Here is a 14,372-nt window from a genome sequence, read left to right on the forward strand (position 1 = left end):
GTCACTCGATCCCGATCACGGCCTTGCCGCGCATCAGGAAGTCCGACAGGTAGCCGTCGTGGGGCACTCCCGGAGCCATCCAGTACGTCGGGTGGTCACCGGCGTACACGTTGGCGATGGAGGGTTCCGCCACCAGCGTGTCTAGCAGCGCACGATCGCGGGAGAGGACCGAGAGCACGAGTGTCCCGCGCAGCGGGGCGATGCCGTCCGAGCGGCTCCAGGGCGCCACCCACACACAGGGGAAGGGGAGTTCGGTCCCCACCTGCGGGGCACCGGCGTCGGCGACCTGATGGACGGCCGGCCGCAGGGCCGCACTTCCGTCCCCGAGGTCGTCGACGATGCCGTCACCGCCGAGCCAGGCGCGGGTCCCCGCCGCCACCGACCTCAGGTAGGAGTCGAGGGCCAGGGCCCGGTCCAGCGGGCACACCGGGAGAACCGCCCGGGTGTCCTGAGGCGGCAGGCCGGGCAGTTGGGACAGGCGTGCCGCGAGGGCCTCCGCCAGCGGTGCCGGGTCGCCCTCGACGAGGACGGCGGTGGAGTTGACGCACGCCGTGCCGGCCTCGTCGGCGACGGAGGCGACGATCGTGTCCAGGTGCTCGCGCCAGTCCGTGTCCGCCGTGACGAGGATCTTCGTCCGGCCCGGCCCCTGGGGCAGCACGCGGGCGTCGTGGGCGTAGCGGTCGACGATCTCGTCACCGCCGTACACCACCGCACGGTCGGCGCCGCGGATCAGCGTCCGCGCGGTCCGGTGGTCCGTGGGCAGCAGCGCCAGCCGGTCCTGGCCGATGCCCGCCCGGTGCAGCGCGCCGACCAGGCGGTGCGGGGTGAACGGCTCGCGCCGCGACGGCCGTACGGCCACGCGGTAGCCGAGGGCCAGCGCCTCCAGCCACAGCCGGTGGACCCCCGGATGATTGCCGGAGGCGTTGACGGCGAACACCTCGCCCCGGCGGGCCCACACGGCGTACCCGGGCCCGACGGAGGAGTCCAGGCGCTCCTGGACCGTTCCGCGCGGCCTGCCCTGCTCGGCGGAGGCACGGGCGCGGCCGACGAACCTCGCCGTGCCGCGTGTCGCGTCGCGCACCACGGTCAGCGGGGTGCCGGAGGTCCGGCTGACCAGGTATTCGTACTCGCGCACGCCCAGCCCGCCGAGGGTGCCGGTGGCGAACTCCTCGGCGGCCGCCTCCAGCAGCGCGTCCAGGCCGGCCACCGGGACCGGCCCGGCCTTGCGCAGCGCGGCCAGCGCCCGGTCGACGTACACCGGCGGCACCAGGCTCAGCCGCGCCACCTCGACACCGGACACGTCCGTCACGGTGTCCGGGACACGGGTGCGGTAGGGACCGCGGGGGCCCAGGGCGTCCAGGTACACCGGCTCGGCGACATCGGCGGTGGCCATCAGTACACGCCCTCGATCACGGTCTCGCCCCGCACCGTGGGCACCGGCGCCACGTCCGCCACGGCGTCGCCCGCGTGACCGCCCGCGGGCCGGACGCGCACGGCCGTGTCGCGCTCGGCGTTGTGGGGGATGAGCATGGACTTGCCGACGTGGCTGACGATCACCTGGCCGCGCTCGCCCACCGCGACGCGTTCCCCGGTGGCGGGGTCGACGACCGACAGGAACACGTAGGGCGACACCGGGTCGAAGACGCAGGGCTGCGAGGCGTCGAGACCGGCGCGTTCGAGCAGTGCGGTGAGCATCATGGTGTTGCCGTACATGCCGATCAGCGGCACCTCGGGGAAGACCTCCGTGGCCAGCAGGTGACGGGTGTCGGGGTCCATGTGGGTGCCGCCCCAGACGATGGCCCGGACCGAACCGTTGATCCGTTCCAGGAGGTCGTCCTCGCGGGCGAAGCGTTCCAGCAGGGGCGTGGTGGCGGCCAGGACACCGATGTCCTGGGTCAGCAGGATCCGCCGGCACTGTTCGACGAGATGGTCGGTGTAGGACTCGACCTCGTCGCCGCGGCCCGTGGCGATCAGCTTCCGCACCCACCGGGGGTCCATGTCGATGCTCAGTCCCGGGCCGCCGAGCGAGGCCGCCGCCCGTTGCAGCACGTCCCCCACCAGATGCGGACCGGTCGGCGCCACGGTCAGCCACTGGGCGCCGACGGGCAGCCCGTGCTCCCGCAGGCGCCGGTCGACCTGTGCGGTGCTGTGCCGCATCCAGTCGTCGAGCTGGACGACCCGCTTGGGCGCCCCGGTCGTCCCGCCGCTGTCGAAGACGTTGAGCAGCCGGGCGTCGCCGCCGTAACCCCGGGGGATCAGGTCCGCCACCGGAACCTGGCGCAGTTCGTCGCTCAGGTCGGGGAACAGCGCCAGGTCGTCCACACCCTTGACGTCCCGCCGCGGATCGAAGGCGAGCCGTTCGGCCCGGTCAAGCCAGTAGCGAGACCCGGTCTCCGGGTCGAAGTGCCAGCGCACCGCGGCGCGCACGAACTCGTCGGGATCCACGCCGTCGGACGGTCCGGCGTCCAGGACGGCGGGGGAGTCGTACATCATGATGGGTCCTTCCTCGACACGGGCACCGGCCCGTGCGGATGGCGGGAGTCGCGACGGCGGCGAGAGGCGTAAGAGGGCCGAGGGCGCCCGGTCATCGGCTGAACAGTTCGAAGGCGACGGCGGGGGTGCCGGCGAACCGTGCGCGGTGGACACCGGTGCTCTCGCCCAGGAAGCGGCGTGCGTACGTCTCGGGGTCCTCCTCGGTCAGGGCTTCGAGGTAGGTCCGGTGCCGCAGCAGGGACTGGACGCCCTGTTCGAAGCCCGGCTCGGCGGACACGGCGTGGGACGGCACCGGTGAGTTGGCGACGGCCACCCAGCGGACACCGTTCCAGGGCAGCAGCCCCTGTTCGGCCAGTTCCGGGAAGATCCAGCGGTTGCCCGCGTCCGCCGCCGCGTCCAGTACGGCGCGGCCCACCGCCACGTGGTCCGGGGTGTTCCAGGCCCCGGTGGCCCACGTGTCCCGGTGGTTCAGGGTGATCACCAGTTCCGGCCGGTGACGCCGTACGGCGGCGGCGATGCCGCGGCGCAGGGAGACGCCGTACTCGATCACACCGTCCCGGTGGTCGAGGAACTCCACCGCGCGGACACCGACCGCCGCGGCGGCGGCCCGCTGTTCCGCCTCACGCAGGGGGCCGGCCCGCCCGGGATCCAAGGTGTCGATGCCGGCCTCACCGCGGGTGGCGAGCACGTACGTGACCTGCCTGCCGTCGGCCGCCCAGGAGGCGACGGCCGCCGAGCACCCGTACTCGAGGTCGTCGGGGTGGGCCACCACGGCCAGGGCCCGCCGCCAGTCGTCCGGCATCGGGCGCAGCGGTGCGGGAGCGCTGTCGGTCACGCCTGGTCTCCTGCCGGTCGCGCGTGCGGGGGAAGCAGGCTCTCCAACGGGACCGAGGGATCGGCGAGGGCGGCTTCGTCCAGCTCCGCGTCCGACTCGATCAGGGCGCGGATCGTCCCGATCACGTCCCACAGGTTGACGCTCATCCCCGCCAGCACCCGGTCGCCGGACATCCAGAACGCGAGGAACTTCCGCTCCTCGCGCGACCCGCGAAAGACGACGCGGTCGTAGCCGCCCGGTTCGGTGTACCCGGTGTACTCCATGCCGAGGTCGTACTGGTCGGTGTAGAAGTACGGCAGCCGGTTGTACACCGCGTCGTGGCCGAGCATGCTCAGCGCGGCGGTACGGGGCTGGTGCAGCGCGTTGGCCCAGTGCTCCACGCGCAGGTGCCGGCCGAGCCGGGGGTGGTAGGCGTTGGCGACGTCACCGGCGGCGTGGACACCGGCGGCGGAGGTCCGCAGGCGGGCGTCCGTCACGATGCCGTTGCGCACGTCGAGGCCGGCCTCCTCGGCCAGGCGGACGTTGGGCGTGATGCCCACCCCCACGACCACGGCGTCCGCGGGCAGGTGGGTTCCGTCGGCGAGCCGGACCCCGTCGACGAGGCCCCCGGTCCCGGTGACGGCCTCGATCTGGGCATGGGGACGCAGGTCCACACCGTGGTCCCGGTGCAGAGCGGCGAAGACCTCGGCCGCCTCCCGGCCCAGGACCTTCAGCAGAGGCAGCTCACCGCGCTCCAGCACGGTGACCTCCGCGCCGGCCGCCCGGGCCGCCGCCGCCGTCTCCAGCCCGATCCAGCCACCACCGACCACCACGATCCGCGCGCCTTCGGTGAACGCCTCCTTGAGGCGCTCGCTGTCGCCCACGCGCCGCAGGTACAGGACGCCCTCCAGGTCCGCGCCCGGCACCGACAGGCGGCGCGGCGAGGAACCGGTGGCCAGCAGCAGACCGGCGTAGGGCACGTGACGGCCGTCGTCCAGCGTCACCGCCCGGCCACGCGCGTCGACGGACGTCACGCTCGTGCCCAGGAGCAGATCGACGTCGTGGTCCCGGTACCAGCTCTCGGGGTGGACGTGGATGGACTCGCGGTCCTCCTTGCCCAGCAGGTACCCCTTGGACAGCGGCGGCCGGATGTACGGTCGTTCCCGCTCGTCCCCGATCACGAGGAGCGGCCCGTCGTGGCCGTGCTCGCGCAGTTCCTCCGCGGCCTTGCCGGCGGCCAGGCCGCCCCCGACGATCACGAACGTCTTCGCACGCGGCATGAGATCCCCGTCCCAGTCTGTGAGGCGCACACGGACCGAGTGGTCCGGTCACCCTTCAGACCGGGCGACTACACGCGTTGTGACACCGTGGCACGGGACCACCTGGCCCTGTGCTCCGGGAGTTCGCCGCCCGCTCCGCCCGCCGGTTCACCGGCGGGCGGGCCGCGTCACGGCCAGAACACGCGGATCACCGTGCCCCGGCAGCGGGACGAAGCCGTGCCGTCCCAGGTCGTCAATGATCCGCGCGCGCGAGGCGGGCCACATCCAGAACGACTCCGTGTGCTCCCGCAGCACCTGTCGTCCGCTGCGTACCCAGTAGTCGACACGTGTGCGGATGCGGTATCCCGCCGCGGACATCGTCATGCGTCCGCCGTACACGTGCGCGCCCACCCGCTGCTCCGGCAGGCGGCGCACGATGTCGCGAGGGGGCAGCAGGGCGGGCGGCGGCTCCAGCAGGAGCGTGCCCCCGGGGGCCAGGGCCGCGTGGATCGCCGGCCACAGAGCGTCCCGTGCGGCCGGGGGGAGACAGGCGACCGTGTTGTGGGACACGGCGACGTCGGCCGCCGCGTACAGCGCCGCCTCGTCCAGGGCGTACGGGTGCACGGTCACCCGCTCGCGCTGACGCGCGGGCAGGGTGGCGAGGCGGGTGAGCAGGGACGTGCGCATGGCTCGCGCGGGCTCCACGGCGTGCACGTCGGCCGCGGACTCGGCCAGGCTCATCAGAGTGACCCGGCCGGTCCCGGCACCGATGTCCAGCACACCGAGACGGGCCCGCGCGACGTGCCGGCCGTAGAGGTCGCGGACGGGTGCCGCGTCCCGGTCGGCCTGCAGGATGTCGTAGAACTCGGCGGTCACGGCGTAGGAGTCCGGGTCCGGCCGGGACACGGATGCTCCGGTGATGACGGGGTGCATGTCCAGCTAGACAACGTGTGAGCCGGGCCTGTGACAGTGGGTGCCCCGCGAGGGACCCGGCCCGAGCGGGTCCGAGGTGATGCCCGTCACGGGGCCGTGCTGTCACAAGTGCGTGGCACACGCAGTCAGTTCTCTGGTTCCGACTCGCGGAACCCGGAGGGAAAGCAGAACACGCCGTCATGACCGTGAGAACCCCGCAGGTATGGCTGCCCGCCCAGTTCGCCGATCTCACCGACCTGCCACCGGGACTGGAGTACGCCCGCTGGGACGGCCGTTCGGCCTTCCCGTCGAACCCGGCCGAGGTGGACTTCTACGCCCCGCCGCTGACCAAAGACATCGATGTCATCCGCAAGCCCCTGCCCCACATGACGAGTCTGCGTGCGGTGCAGGCCCTGAGTTCCGGCACGGACGAACTGCGCGCGGAGCTGGACCGGCTCCCTCGCCCCGTGACCCTGTGCAACGCGGGCGCGGCCCCCGCTCCGAGCACGGCCGAACTGGCCCTGACCCTGATCCTCTCCTCGCTGCGGGGCATACCGGAATCGGTCCGCGCCCAGGACGGCGGGGCGTGGAGACCGGAGGTCTTCCCGTCCCTGTACCGGCGGTCCGTGCTCATCGTCGGCTACGGCGCCGTCGGCTCCGCGCTGGAGGAGCTCCTGGTGCCCTTCGGATGTGCGGTGACCCGTGTCGCCGGCGCGGACCGGGACGCACCCCGGGGCCCCGTCCGCTCCACCGCACACCTGCCCCGGCTCGTGGCCGATGCCGATGTCGTCGTGCTGTCCATCCCGCTGACCCCCCAGACCCGTCAGCTCTTCGACGCCGGCATGCTGGCCCGCATGAAGGACGGCGCCCTGCTCGTCAACGTGGCACGCGGGGCCGTCGTCGACACCGACGCCCTGCTCAAGGAGACGCATGCGGGCCGGCTGCGGGCCGCGCTCGACGTGACCGACCCCGAGCCGCTCCCACCGGGGCATCAGCTGCGGGAGACACCCGGCGTGCTGATCACGCCGCACGTCGGCGCGTTCACGTCGTCCCTGTGGCCCCGCCTCGAACAGCTCATCCGGCGCCAGTTGAGCCGTTTCGCCGCAGGTGAGGAGCTGGAGAACGTCGTGTCCCGCTGACGCCCGGTCCCGTGGCGGAAGCCGCGCCGGGCCGTCCCGCAGCTGTTCTGCCCGGGGCGCAGCGCATGTCACACCCGAACCGTCTCGCCGGTCATGCTGACGACAGCAGTACACGAACCGTGCCGTACAGCACAGCGTCGGACGAATCGGATTCGTCGCACCATATGTGGGCCGACGGTCTTCCCGGCGGGCGATCCGCGGGGGCGCCCCCACCCCCACCACGGCCGCACGGCCGGAAGCCCTCGCGCCGCGCCAGTGCCGCGGATCCACGGCAAGCCCGCCACCGCGGCGCCGGTGAGCTGCGGGTGACGCAGAAACGAAGGGTGAAGAGATGGGCCACGACAGCCGGCCGGTGGAGCCGGAGCAGAAGCGCACGGGGGAGAGGCTCGCCCGATGGGCGGACAGCCGACTGGGCCGCCGCCCTGTCGTGCGCTCCGCCCGGCGCCTGGTCTTCCCCGACCACTGGTCGTTCATGCTCGCCGAGATCGCGCTCTACAGTTTCGTGATCCTGCTGATCACCGGCGTCTATCTGAGCTTCTACTTCCACCCCTCCTCCGACCTCGTGGTCTACCAGGGCGACTACGCCCCCTTGCGCGGGCAGTTGGTGTCCGAGGCCTTCGACTCGACCCTGCACATCTCCTTCGACGTCCGCGGCGGCCTGCTCGTCCGCCAGGCACACCACTGGGCGGCCCTGGTCTTCGTCGCCGCCGTCCTCGCCCACATGCTGCGGGTCTTCTTCACCGGCGCGTTCCGCAAGCCGCGGGAGCTGAACTGGGTGCTGGGATTCGGCCTGCTCGTCCTGGCGATGTTCGCGGGCCTGACCGGCTACGACCTGCCGGGCGACCTGCTGTCCGGCACCGGCCTCCAGGTGGTGAACGGCACGATCCTGTCGATCCCCATCGTCGGGACCTATCTGTCGTTCTTCCTCTTCGGCGGTGAGTTCCCCGGCGACGACCTGATCGCCCGCTTCAACACCCTGCACGTCCTGGTCATCCCCGCACTCATGGTCGTCCTCATCGTCGGCTACGTGGTCCTGGCCCTGCGCCACCGGCCCGCGCAGTACCCCGGACCCGGCCGTACCCGCGACAACGTCGTCGGTCTTCCGGCCAAGGTGTACGCCGTGAAGGCCGCCGGCTACTTCTTCCTCGTGACCGGCGTGATCTTCTTCATGGCCGCCGTCGCCGAGATCAACCCCGTCTGGGACTACGGCCCCTTCCGTCCCGACCAGGTCTCCGCCGGGTCCCAGCCCGACTGGTACATGGGCGTCGCCGACGGACTGCTGCGCGTCATGCCCGGCTGGGAGATCGACTTCTGGGGCCACACCCTGGCCCTGGACAACCTGCTGCCGCTGCTGGCCGGGACGCTGCTCTTCCTGGCCATGGGGGCCTATCCGTTCCTGGAGGCCTGGGTGACGGACGACGACAGCGAGCATCACCTGCTGGACCGTCCCCGCAACCGCCCGGTACGCACCGCCCTCGGCGTGGCCTGGCTCAGCGTCTACTCGGTGGCCCTGATCGGTGCCGCCAACGACATCATCGCCACCCGTCTGCACGTGTCCGTCAACGACGTGACCTGGGCCGTGCGCGTCGGCCTCTTCGTCGTCCCGGTCCTGGCCTTCGTCGTCACCAAGCGCGTGGCACTGGCACTGCAGCGCAGGGACCGCGACCTGGTGCTGCACGGACGCGAGACCGGCGTCATCAAGCGCCTGCCGCACGGCGAGTACGTCGAGGTCCACGAGCCTCTCGACCCTGCACGACTGCACACGCTGACCTCGCACGAGCAGAACCGGCCACTGGACGCCGTACCCGCGCGCGACGGGGACGGTGCCGTGGCCCGCCGCACACAGCGTCTGCGCACCGGGCTCAGTGGCTTCCTCTACGGCCCCGGCGCGCAGATCCCCAAGCCCACGGCGACCGAGCACGAAGAGCTCACCGGTCGGCACGGGTCCTGAATCGCGAGGCGACACACACGGGCGGAGACCATGTTCACACCATGTCACGCATTTGGTGGGTCTCCGGTCTCAAAGGTGAAAAGGCGACACAACGTGCCGCGAACACCGATATGATCCCGCCCCGAAAGGCATGTGACATGAACCGCACCTCCCGCACAAGCCGGACCCGTACGACGATGACCGTCCTGGCCGGCGCCGGTATCGCCGCCGGCCTGCTCGCCACCACCATCGCCCCGGCCTCCGCCGACAAGGGCACCACCGACCGGGGCCCCAAGCCCACCGTCGTCCTGGTCCACGGTGCGTTCGCCGACTCCACGAGCTGGAACGGCGTCATCGACAAGCTCCGGCACGACGGCTACCCGGTCGTTGCCGTCGCCAACCCGCTGCGCTCCCTGAGCGGCGACTCCGCCTACCTCAAGGACGTCCTGGCCGGGATCGACGGCCCCGTCGTGCTCGCCGGTCACTCGTACGGCGGTTCGGTCATCAGCAACGCCGCCACCGGCAACAAGAACGTCAAAGCGCTGGTGTACCTCGCCGCCTTCCTCCCTGAGAAGGGCGAGAGCGCGGGCGACCTGTCCGGGCGGTTCCCCGGCAGCACCCTCGCCCAGGCGCTGCGCCCGGTGCCGGTGACGAACGCCGACGGTTCCCGGGGCACCGACCTCTACATCCAGAGCGACAAGTTCCGCCAGCAGTTCGCCGCCGATGTGCCCCGCAACAAGACCGACCTCATGACCGTCACCCAACGACCGGTCACCGAGGCGGCCCTGGGCGAGGCAGCGGCCGAACCGGCCTGGAAGACCATTCCCTCCTGGGTCCTGGTCGCCACGCAGGACCGCAACATCCCGGCCGCGGCCCAGGAGTTCATGGCCCGGCGGGCCGGTGCCCACACCACGGAGGTGCGATCGTCCCACGCGGTCAGCGTCTCGCAGCCCGGAAAGGTCACCGGCGTCATCGAGGACGCCGCCCGCTCGGTGCGCTGAGAGCGCACCCGGTGATCGAAGGGCCGGCGGTTCACCGCCGGCCCTTTTCCCGACCCCGCACCGTGTGCGTGCCGCGCACCGGTTCCCGGCCGCCCAAGGACGGACTCATGCGCCGCGAACCGCGGATCATCCCGATAGGCCCCGGCCAACTCGCCCGCACCGTGGCGATGCACCGCCGCTGCTCCCCGCAGACCCTGTGGAGCCGTTACCACCGGGCGATGGCCGACCCCAGCACGTATGTGCCCACTCTGCTGTCCCGCCCGGGATCGGTACACCTGGCGGCCCTGGGCACCACCGGCCGCATCGTCGGCGTGGGCCACCTGATGCCGGATCACACCGCTGTCGAGGCGGCGCTGCTGGTCCAGGACTCCTGGCAGGGCCGTGGACTCGGGACCCGCCTGCTCCAGCACCTGGGCGAGCACGCGCGGGCCGGCGGCTGGACGACGATCTACGGCCTCTTCCTGGCCGGCGACGAGCGGATCGACGCCATGCTGCGCCACGCAGCCGTTCCCGTACAGCGCCGGGAAGGGGGCGGCGCCGTCACCGCCTCGGTCTCGGCCCACGACCTGATGGCCCACCCCTCCGCCCCCGGACGGTGACCTGCGCGGGCCCCCTCGGACACCGCATCCGCGGCCTGCGCCGCCGACGGAAAAGCCGGTGCGGGCGACGCCCGCACCGGCTTTTCCCGCTCACGCAGCGGCGTCGGGATACAGATCGTCTTCGAATGCCGCCGACTCCAGGAGCGCCTTGACCGACGTCAGGTAGCGGGCCGCGTCCGCGCCGTCCACCAGCCGGTGGTCGTACGACAGCGACAGGTGCACCAGGTCCCGGACGCCGATGACCTCCTCGTCACCGACGCGCACCACCCCCGGCCGCCTGACCGTGGCGCCCACGCCGAGGATCGCGGCCTGGTTCGGTGGCACGATGACGGTGTCGAACAGCGAGCCGCGCGAACCGGTGTTGGAGATCGTGAAGGTCGCGCCCGACACGTCGTCGGGGGTCAGGTGACCACCGCGGGCCCGGTCGGCGAGGTCGTGGACGGCCCGGGCGAGCCCGGCGACGGTGAGGTCACCGGCCGCCTTGACGACCGGGGTCATCAGACCGGCCTCCGTGTCGACCGCGATTCCGATGTTCTCGGTGTCGAAGTAGGTGATGGTGCCCTCGTCCTCGTTGATCCGGGCGTTGACCACCGGATGCGCCTTAAGCGCCTGGGCGGCTGCCTTGACGAAGAAGGGCATGGGGGAGAGCTTGAGGCCCTCGCGTGCCAGGAAGCCGTCCTTCGCCCGGTTCCGCAGGCGCATCAGCCGGGTGACGTCGGCCTCGACCGTCGAGGTGAGCTGCGCCTGCTCAAGCAGCGCCTTCTTTAGGTTGTTGCCGATGGCCCGGCGGATACGGGTCATCGGAACCGTGCGGCCGCGGAGCGAGGACGCGTCCTCCGCCGGGGCGGCGCGCACCGGCGCGGGCGCGGATGCCGGGGCCTGCGGAGTCGCCGGCGCGGGCGAGGGCGCCGGCGCGGGAGAAGCCGGAACGGCGGTTGCGGCAGGCGGCACGAAAGGCTCGGCCGGAGCCGGAGCCGGAGCCGGAGCCGGAGCCGGAGCCGGAGCCGGTGCCGGAGTGGGTGCCGGAGCCGGAGCCGGGGTGGGTGCCGGTGCCGGTGCCGGGGTGGGTGCCGGTGCCGGTGCCGAGGGGGCGGGTGCCGGTGCGGGTGCAGGCGGGGCCGCCGGGGCCGTCGGTGCCGTGTCCGGCGCGCCGATGACGCCGAGGCCGGCACCGACCTCGACCGTCTCGTCCTCGGCGGCGAGGATCTCCAGCAGGACGCCGGCGGCGGGGGAGGGGATCTCGGTGTCCACCTTGTCGGTCGACACCTCCAGCAACGGCTCGTCGGCCTCGACACGGTCACCGACCTGCTTCAGCCAGCGGGTCACGGTGCCCTCGGTGACGGACTCGCCGAGGGCCGGCAGGGTGACGGATACGGTCATGATGACGTTCGACTCCTCACGGTCCGGCGGGGCGTGCGGCTCTGCCGGACCTGTCGTGCAAGGCCCGCGTCGGACGACGCGGGCGGTAGGGGGCGCCTTGTACGGCGGTTCAGCGGTCGAGGCCGTACCGCGCGCGGGCCCGCGCTACGGTCTCCGGCGGGACCTGCCCCGCACGGGCCAGACGGTCCAGTGCGGTCACCACGATCGACTCGGCGTCCACCCGGAAGTAGCGGCGCACGTCCTCACGGGTGTCTGACAGCCCGAAACCGTCGGTGCCCAGGGAGTAGTAGTCCTGTTCGACCCACTGGCCGATCTGGTCGGGCACCTGCCGCATCCAGTCGCTGACGGCCAGCACCGGCCCCGGCGCCCCGGACAGGGCGCTGGTGACGAACGGGATGGCTTCTTCGCCCCGCATCCGGGCGTCGTCGGCGCGCATCGCGTCCCGGCGCAGCTCCGTCCAGGACGTCACCGACCACACGTCGGCGCGCACGCCCCAGTCGGAGGCGAGCAGTTCCTGCGCGCGCAGGGCCCAGTGGATCGCCGTACCGGAGGCGAGCAGTTGGAGCCGGGGCCCGGCCTCGGGCGCCTCGGCGGGCCGGAACCGGTAGATGCCCCGGACGATGCCCTCCTCGATGCCGGGAACCGGTGGCATGGCGGGCTGGTGCTTGGGCTCGTTGTACACGGTCAGGTAGTAGAAGACGTCCTCGGGCCGCTCGCCGTACATGCGGCGCAGACCGTCCCGGACGATGACCGCGATCTCGTAGGCGAACGCCGGGTCGTAGCTGACGGCCGCCGGATTGGTGGAGGCGAGCAGGTGCGAGTGGCCGTCCCCGTGCTGCAGGCCCTCGCCGATCATCGTCGTACGCCCGGCGGTGCCGCCGACCACGAAGCCGCGGCCCATCTGGTCGCCGAGTGCCCAGAACTGGTCGCCGGTCCGCTGGAAACCGAACATGGCGTAGAAGATGTAGAAGGGGATCATGGGTTCGCCGTGCGTGGCGTACGACGTCGCGGCGGCGGCGAACTCGGCGACGGAACCGGCCTCGGTGATGCCCTCGATGAGCAGCTGCCCGGTCGTGCTCTCCTTGTAGTGGAGCAGCTGGTCCGCGTCGACCGGGTCGTAGGTCTGGCCATGCGGCGAGTAGATGCCCGCGGTGGGGAACATCGACTCCATGCCGAAGGTGCGGGCCTCGTCGGGGATGATCGGCACCCATCGTGCCCCGCTCCCCGGGTCGCGCATCAGGTCCTTGACCAGCCGGACCAGTGCCATCGTGGTGGCCATCTCCTGGTGGCCCGACCCCTTCTCCAGGTCCTCGAAGGGCTTGGCGGGCGGTTCGGGCAGCGGCTTGGCGACCACTCGACGCACAGGTGCGGGCCCGCCCAGCGCGGCCCGGCGCTCGCGCAGGTACCGCACCTCGGGCGAGTCCTCTCCCGGGTGCCAGAAAGGCACCTGGTCACCGGCGAGCGCGCTGTCGGGGATGGGCAGCCCCAGCAGGTCGCGCATCGCCCGGAACTGCTCCATCGTGAGCTTCTTCATCTGGTGGTTGGCGTTGCGCGACTCGAACGCCGGGCCCAGCGTGTGGCCCTTGACCGTCTGGGCGAGGACCACTGTCGGGGCGCCCCGGTGTTCGACGGCGGCCCGGTAGGCGGAGTACACCTTCAACGGCTCGTGGCCGCCCCGCGAATTCTCGAACAGCTCGACCACCCGCGCGTCGCTCAGGGAGGCGGAGAGCGCCGACAGGGCGTCGCCCGTGAAGAAGTGCTTGCGTATGTAGGCCGCGTCCCGCGCGGCGAGCGTCTGCATCTCGGCGTCGGGCACCTCGCCCAGGCGCCGTACCAAGTCGCCGGTGGTGTCCTGCCCCAGCAACGGGTCCCAGGCCTCGCCCCAGAGGGTCTTGACCACGTTCCAGCCCGCGCCCCGGAACCGTGCCTCCAGTTCCTGGACGATCTTCGAGTTGGACCGTACCGGTCCGTCCAGGCGCTGGAGATTGCAGTTGATGACGAACGTCAGGTTGTCCAGGTTCTCGCGGGAGGCCAGGGTCAGGGCGGCCGTCGACTCCGGCTCGTCCATCTCCCCGTCGCCCAGGAACGCCCACACCCGTGAGGCGGAGGTGTCCTTGATGCCGCGGGCGTGCAGATAGCGGTTGAAGCGGGCCTGGTAGACGGCGCTGAGGGGGCCCAGCCCCATGGAGACCGTCGGGAACTCCCACAGCCACGGCAGCCGTCGGGGGTGCGGATAGGACGGCAGGCCATGACCGCCGGCCTCCCGTCGGAAGGCGTTCAGTTGGTCCTCGCTCAGCCGCCCCTCCAGGAAGACCCGGGCGTAGATCCCGGGGGAAGCGTGTCCCTGGAAGAAGAGCTGGTCGCCGGAGCCGTCGCCGTCCTTGCCCCGGAAGAAGTGGTGGAAGCCGATCTCGTAGAGCCAGGCCGCCGAGGCGTAGGTGGAGATGTGACCGCCCAGTCCCAGACGCGAGCCGCGGGTGACCATCGCCGCCGCGTTCCACCGGTTGAGCGCGGTGATCCTGGTCTCCATCTCCAGGTCACCGTCGAACTCCGGCTGCGCGGCGGCCGGGACGGTGTTGATGTAGTCCGAATACAGCAGCCCCGGCAGGGACGTGCCCGTGCGCGCGGCGAACTCGTGCACCCGCCGGAGCAGGTAGACCGCCCGTTCCGGTCCCGCGTTGCGCACCACGGCGTCGAGGGAGGCACGCCACTCGGCGGTCTCCTCGCTGTCGCGGTCGGGCAGCTGGTCCAGCTCACTGATCACAGGGTTCTCGGTCGGCCGGGAGGGTTCACTCATGGCAGCCTTCTTGTCACGGCGTGGGTGTCGGCGGCACCGGCCGCTGAC

11 protein-coding genes are annotated in these 14,372 nt (G+C 72.0%); 4 read left to right on the top strand and 7 right to left on the bottom strand.

The window, feature by feature from the left end:
* Position 1: 1 nt before the first annotated feature.
* The 5 genes from ACZ6IM_RS33285 to ACZ6IM_RS33305 form a co-directional block, all read right to left on the bottom strand.
* Positions 2–1,393 carry an aldehyde dehydrogenase family protein gene (locus ACZ6IM_RS33285; protein ID WP_469561767.1) on the bottom strand — a complete coding sequence of 464 codons (1,392 nt, stop codon included), beginning with the start codon at positions 1,391–1,393 and terminating at the stop codon, positions 2–4.
* A complete protein-coding gene (locus ACZ6IM_RS33290) occupies positions 1,393–2,493 on the bottom strand; it encodes a phenazine antibiotic biosynthesis protein (protein ID WP_469561770.1) in 1,101 nt (366 codons plus the stop codon). Before ACZ6IM_RS33290 ends, ACZ6IM_RS33285 begins: the two co-directional genes overlap by 1 nt.
* A 91-nt stretch (positions 2,494–2,584) precedes the next feature.
* Complete coding sequence (locus ACZ6IM_RS33295; protein ID WP_402678270.1) at positions 2,585–3,328, bottom strand: PIG-L deacetylase family protein; 744 nt, start codon at positions 3,326–3,328, stop codon at positions 2,585–2,587.
* Positions 3,325–4,587, bottom strand: coding sequence for an NAD(P)/FAD-dependent oxidoreductase (locus ACZ6IM_RS33300; protein ID WP_402678271.1), 1,263 nt, complete (start codon positions 4,585–4,587; stop codon positions 3,325–3,327). Before ACZ6IM_RS33300 ends, ACZ6IM_RS33295 begins: the two co-directional genes overlap by 4 nt.
* Positions 4,588–4,734: 147 nt before the next feature.
* On the bottom strand, positions 4,735–5,499 hold the full coding sequence (locus ACZ6IM_RS33305) for a class I SAM-dependent methyltransferase (RefSeq protein WP_469561774.1): 765 nt from the start codon (positions 5,497–5,499) through the stop codon (positions 4,735–4,737).
* A gap of 179 nt (positions 5,500–5,678) precedes the next feature.
* On the opposite strand from ACZ6IM_RS33305, the gene ACZ6IM_RS33310 reads away from it, so the two are divergent.
* From ACZ6IM_RS33310 to ACZ6IM_RS33325, 4 genes are all read left to right on the top strand, one after another.
* Positions 5,679–6,617 carry a 2-hydroxyacid dehydrogenase gene (locus ACZ6IM_RS33310; protein WP_469561777.1) on the top strand — a complete coding sequence of 313 codons (939 nt, stop codon included), beginning with the start codon at positions 5,679–5,681 and terminating at the stop codon, positions 6,615–6,617.
* Positions 6,618–6,948: 331 nt separating this feature from the next.
* Complete coding sequence (qcrB, locus tag ACZ6IM_RS33315) at positions 6,949–8,568, top strand: cytochrome bc1 complex cytochrome b subunit (protein WP_402678274.1); 1,620 nt, start codon at positions 6,949–6,951, stop codon at positions 8,566–8,568.
* Positions 8,569–8,705: 137 nt separating this feature from the next.
* Entirely contained in the window at positions 8,706–9,548 is an 843-nt protein-coding gene (locus ACZ6IM_RS33320; protein WP_469561781.1) for an alpha/beta fold hydrolase, read from the top strand.
* Positions 9,549–9,655: 107 nt separating this feature from the next.
* Complete coding sequence (locus tag ACZ6IM_RS33325) at positions 9,656–10,147, top strand: GNAT family N-acetyltransferase (RefSeq protein ID WP_469561784.1); 492 nt, start codon at positions 9,656–9,658, stop codon at positions 10,145–10,147.
* Between the two features lie 90 nt (positions 10,148–10,237).
* On the opposite strand, the gene ACZ6IM_RS33330 is transcribed toward ACZ6IM_RS33325, so the two are convergent.
* Together ACZ6IM_RS33330 and aceE are read right to left on the bottom strand one after the other, a co-directional pair.
* The gene (locus tag ACZ6IM_RS33330; protein ID WP_469561787.1) at positions 10,238–11,527 is read right to left on the bottom strand and encodes a 2-oxo acid dehydrogenase subunit E2; all 1,290 of its coding nucleotides are present in this window, start codon (positions 11,525–11,527) and stop codon (positions 10,238–10,240) included.
* Between the two features lie 109 nt (positions 11,528–11,636).
* Positions 11,637–14,324: a pyruvate dehydrogenase (acetyl-transferring), homodimeric type gene (gene aceE, locus ACZ6IM_RS33335; protein ID WP_469561790.1), complete on the bottom strand. Its 2,688-nt coding sequence runs from the start codon at positions 14,322–14,324 to the stop codon at positions 11,637–11,639.
* Positions 14,325–14,372 lie beyond the last annotated feature (48 nt).

The sequence above is a fragment of the Streptomyces sp. NPDC042336 genome, assembly GCF_055581985.1.

Excerpts from the sequence above, each read along its gene's own strand:
- ACZ6IM_RS33285 (WP_469561767.1), bottom strand. The coding sequence starts at position 1,393 with ATGGCCACCGCCGATGTCGCCGAGCCGGTGTACCTGGACGCCCTGGGC.
- ACZ6IM_RS33290 (WP_469561770.1), bottom strand. The coding sequence starts at position 2,493 with ATGATGTACGACTCCCCCGCCGTCCTGGACGCCGGACCGTCCGACGGC.
- ACZ6IM_RS33300 (WP_402678271.1), bottom strand. The coding sequence starts at position 4,587 with ATGCCGCGTGCGAAGACGTTCGTGATCGTCGGGGGCGGCCTGGCCGCC.
- ACZ6IM_RS33305 (WP_469561774.1), bottom strand. The coding sequence starts at position 5,499 with ATGCACCCCGTCATCACCGGAGCATCCGTGTCCCGGCCGGACCCGGAC.
- ACZ6IM_RS33310 (WP_469561777.1), top strand. The coding sequence starts at position 5,679 with ATGACCGTGAGAACCCCGCAGGTATGGCTGCCCGCCCAGTTCGCCGAT.
- qcrB (WP_402678274.1), top strand. The coding sequence starts at position 6,949 with ATGGGCCACGACAGCCGGCCGGTGGAGCCGGAGCAGAAGCGCACGGGG.
- ACZ6IM_RS33320 (WP_469561781.1), top strand. The coding sequence starts at position 8,706 with ATGAACCGCACCTCCCGCACAAGCCGGACCCGTACGACGATGACCGTC.
- ACZ6IM_RS33325 (WP_469561784.1), top strand. The coding sequence starts at position 9,656 with ATGCGCCGCGAACCGCGGATCATCCCGATAGGCCCCGGCCAACTCGCC.
- ACZ6IM_RS33330 (WP_469561787.1), bottom strand. The coding sequence starts at position 11,527 with ATGACCGTATCCGTCACCCTGCCGGCCCTCGGCGAGTCCGTCACCGAG.
- aceE (WP_469561790.1), bottom strand. The coding sequence starts at position 14,324 with ATGAGTGAACCCTCCCGGCCGACCGAGAACCCTGTGATCAGTGAGCTG.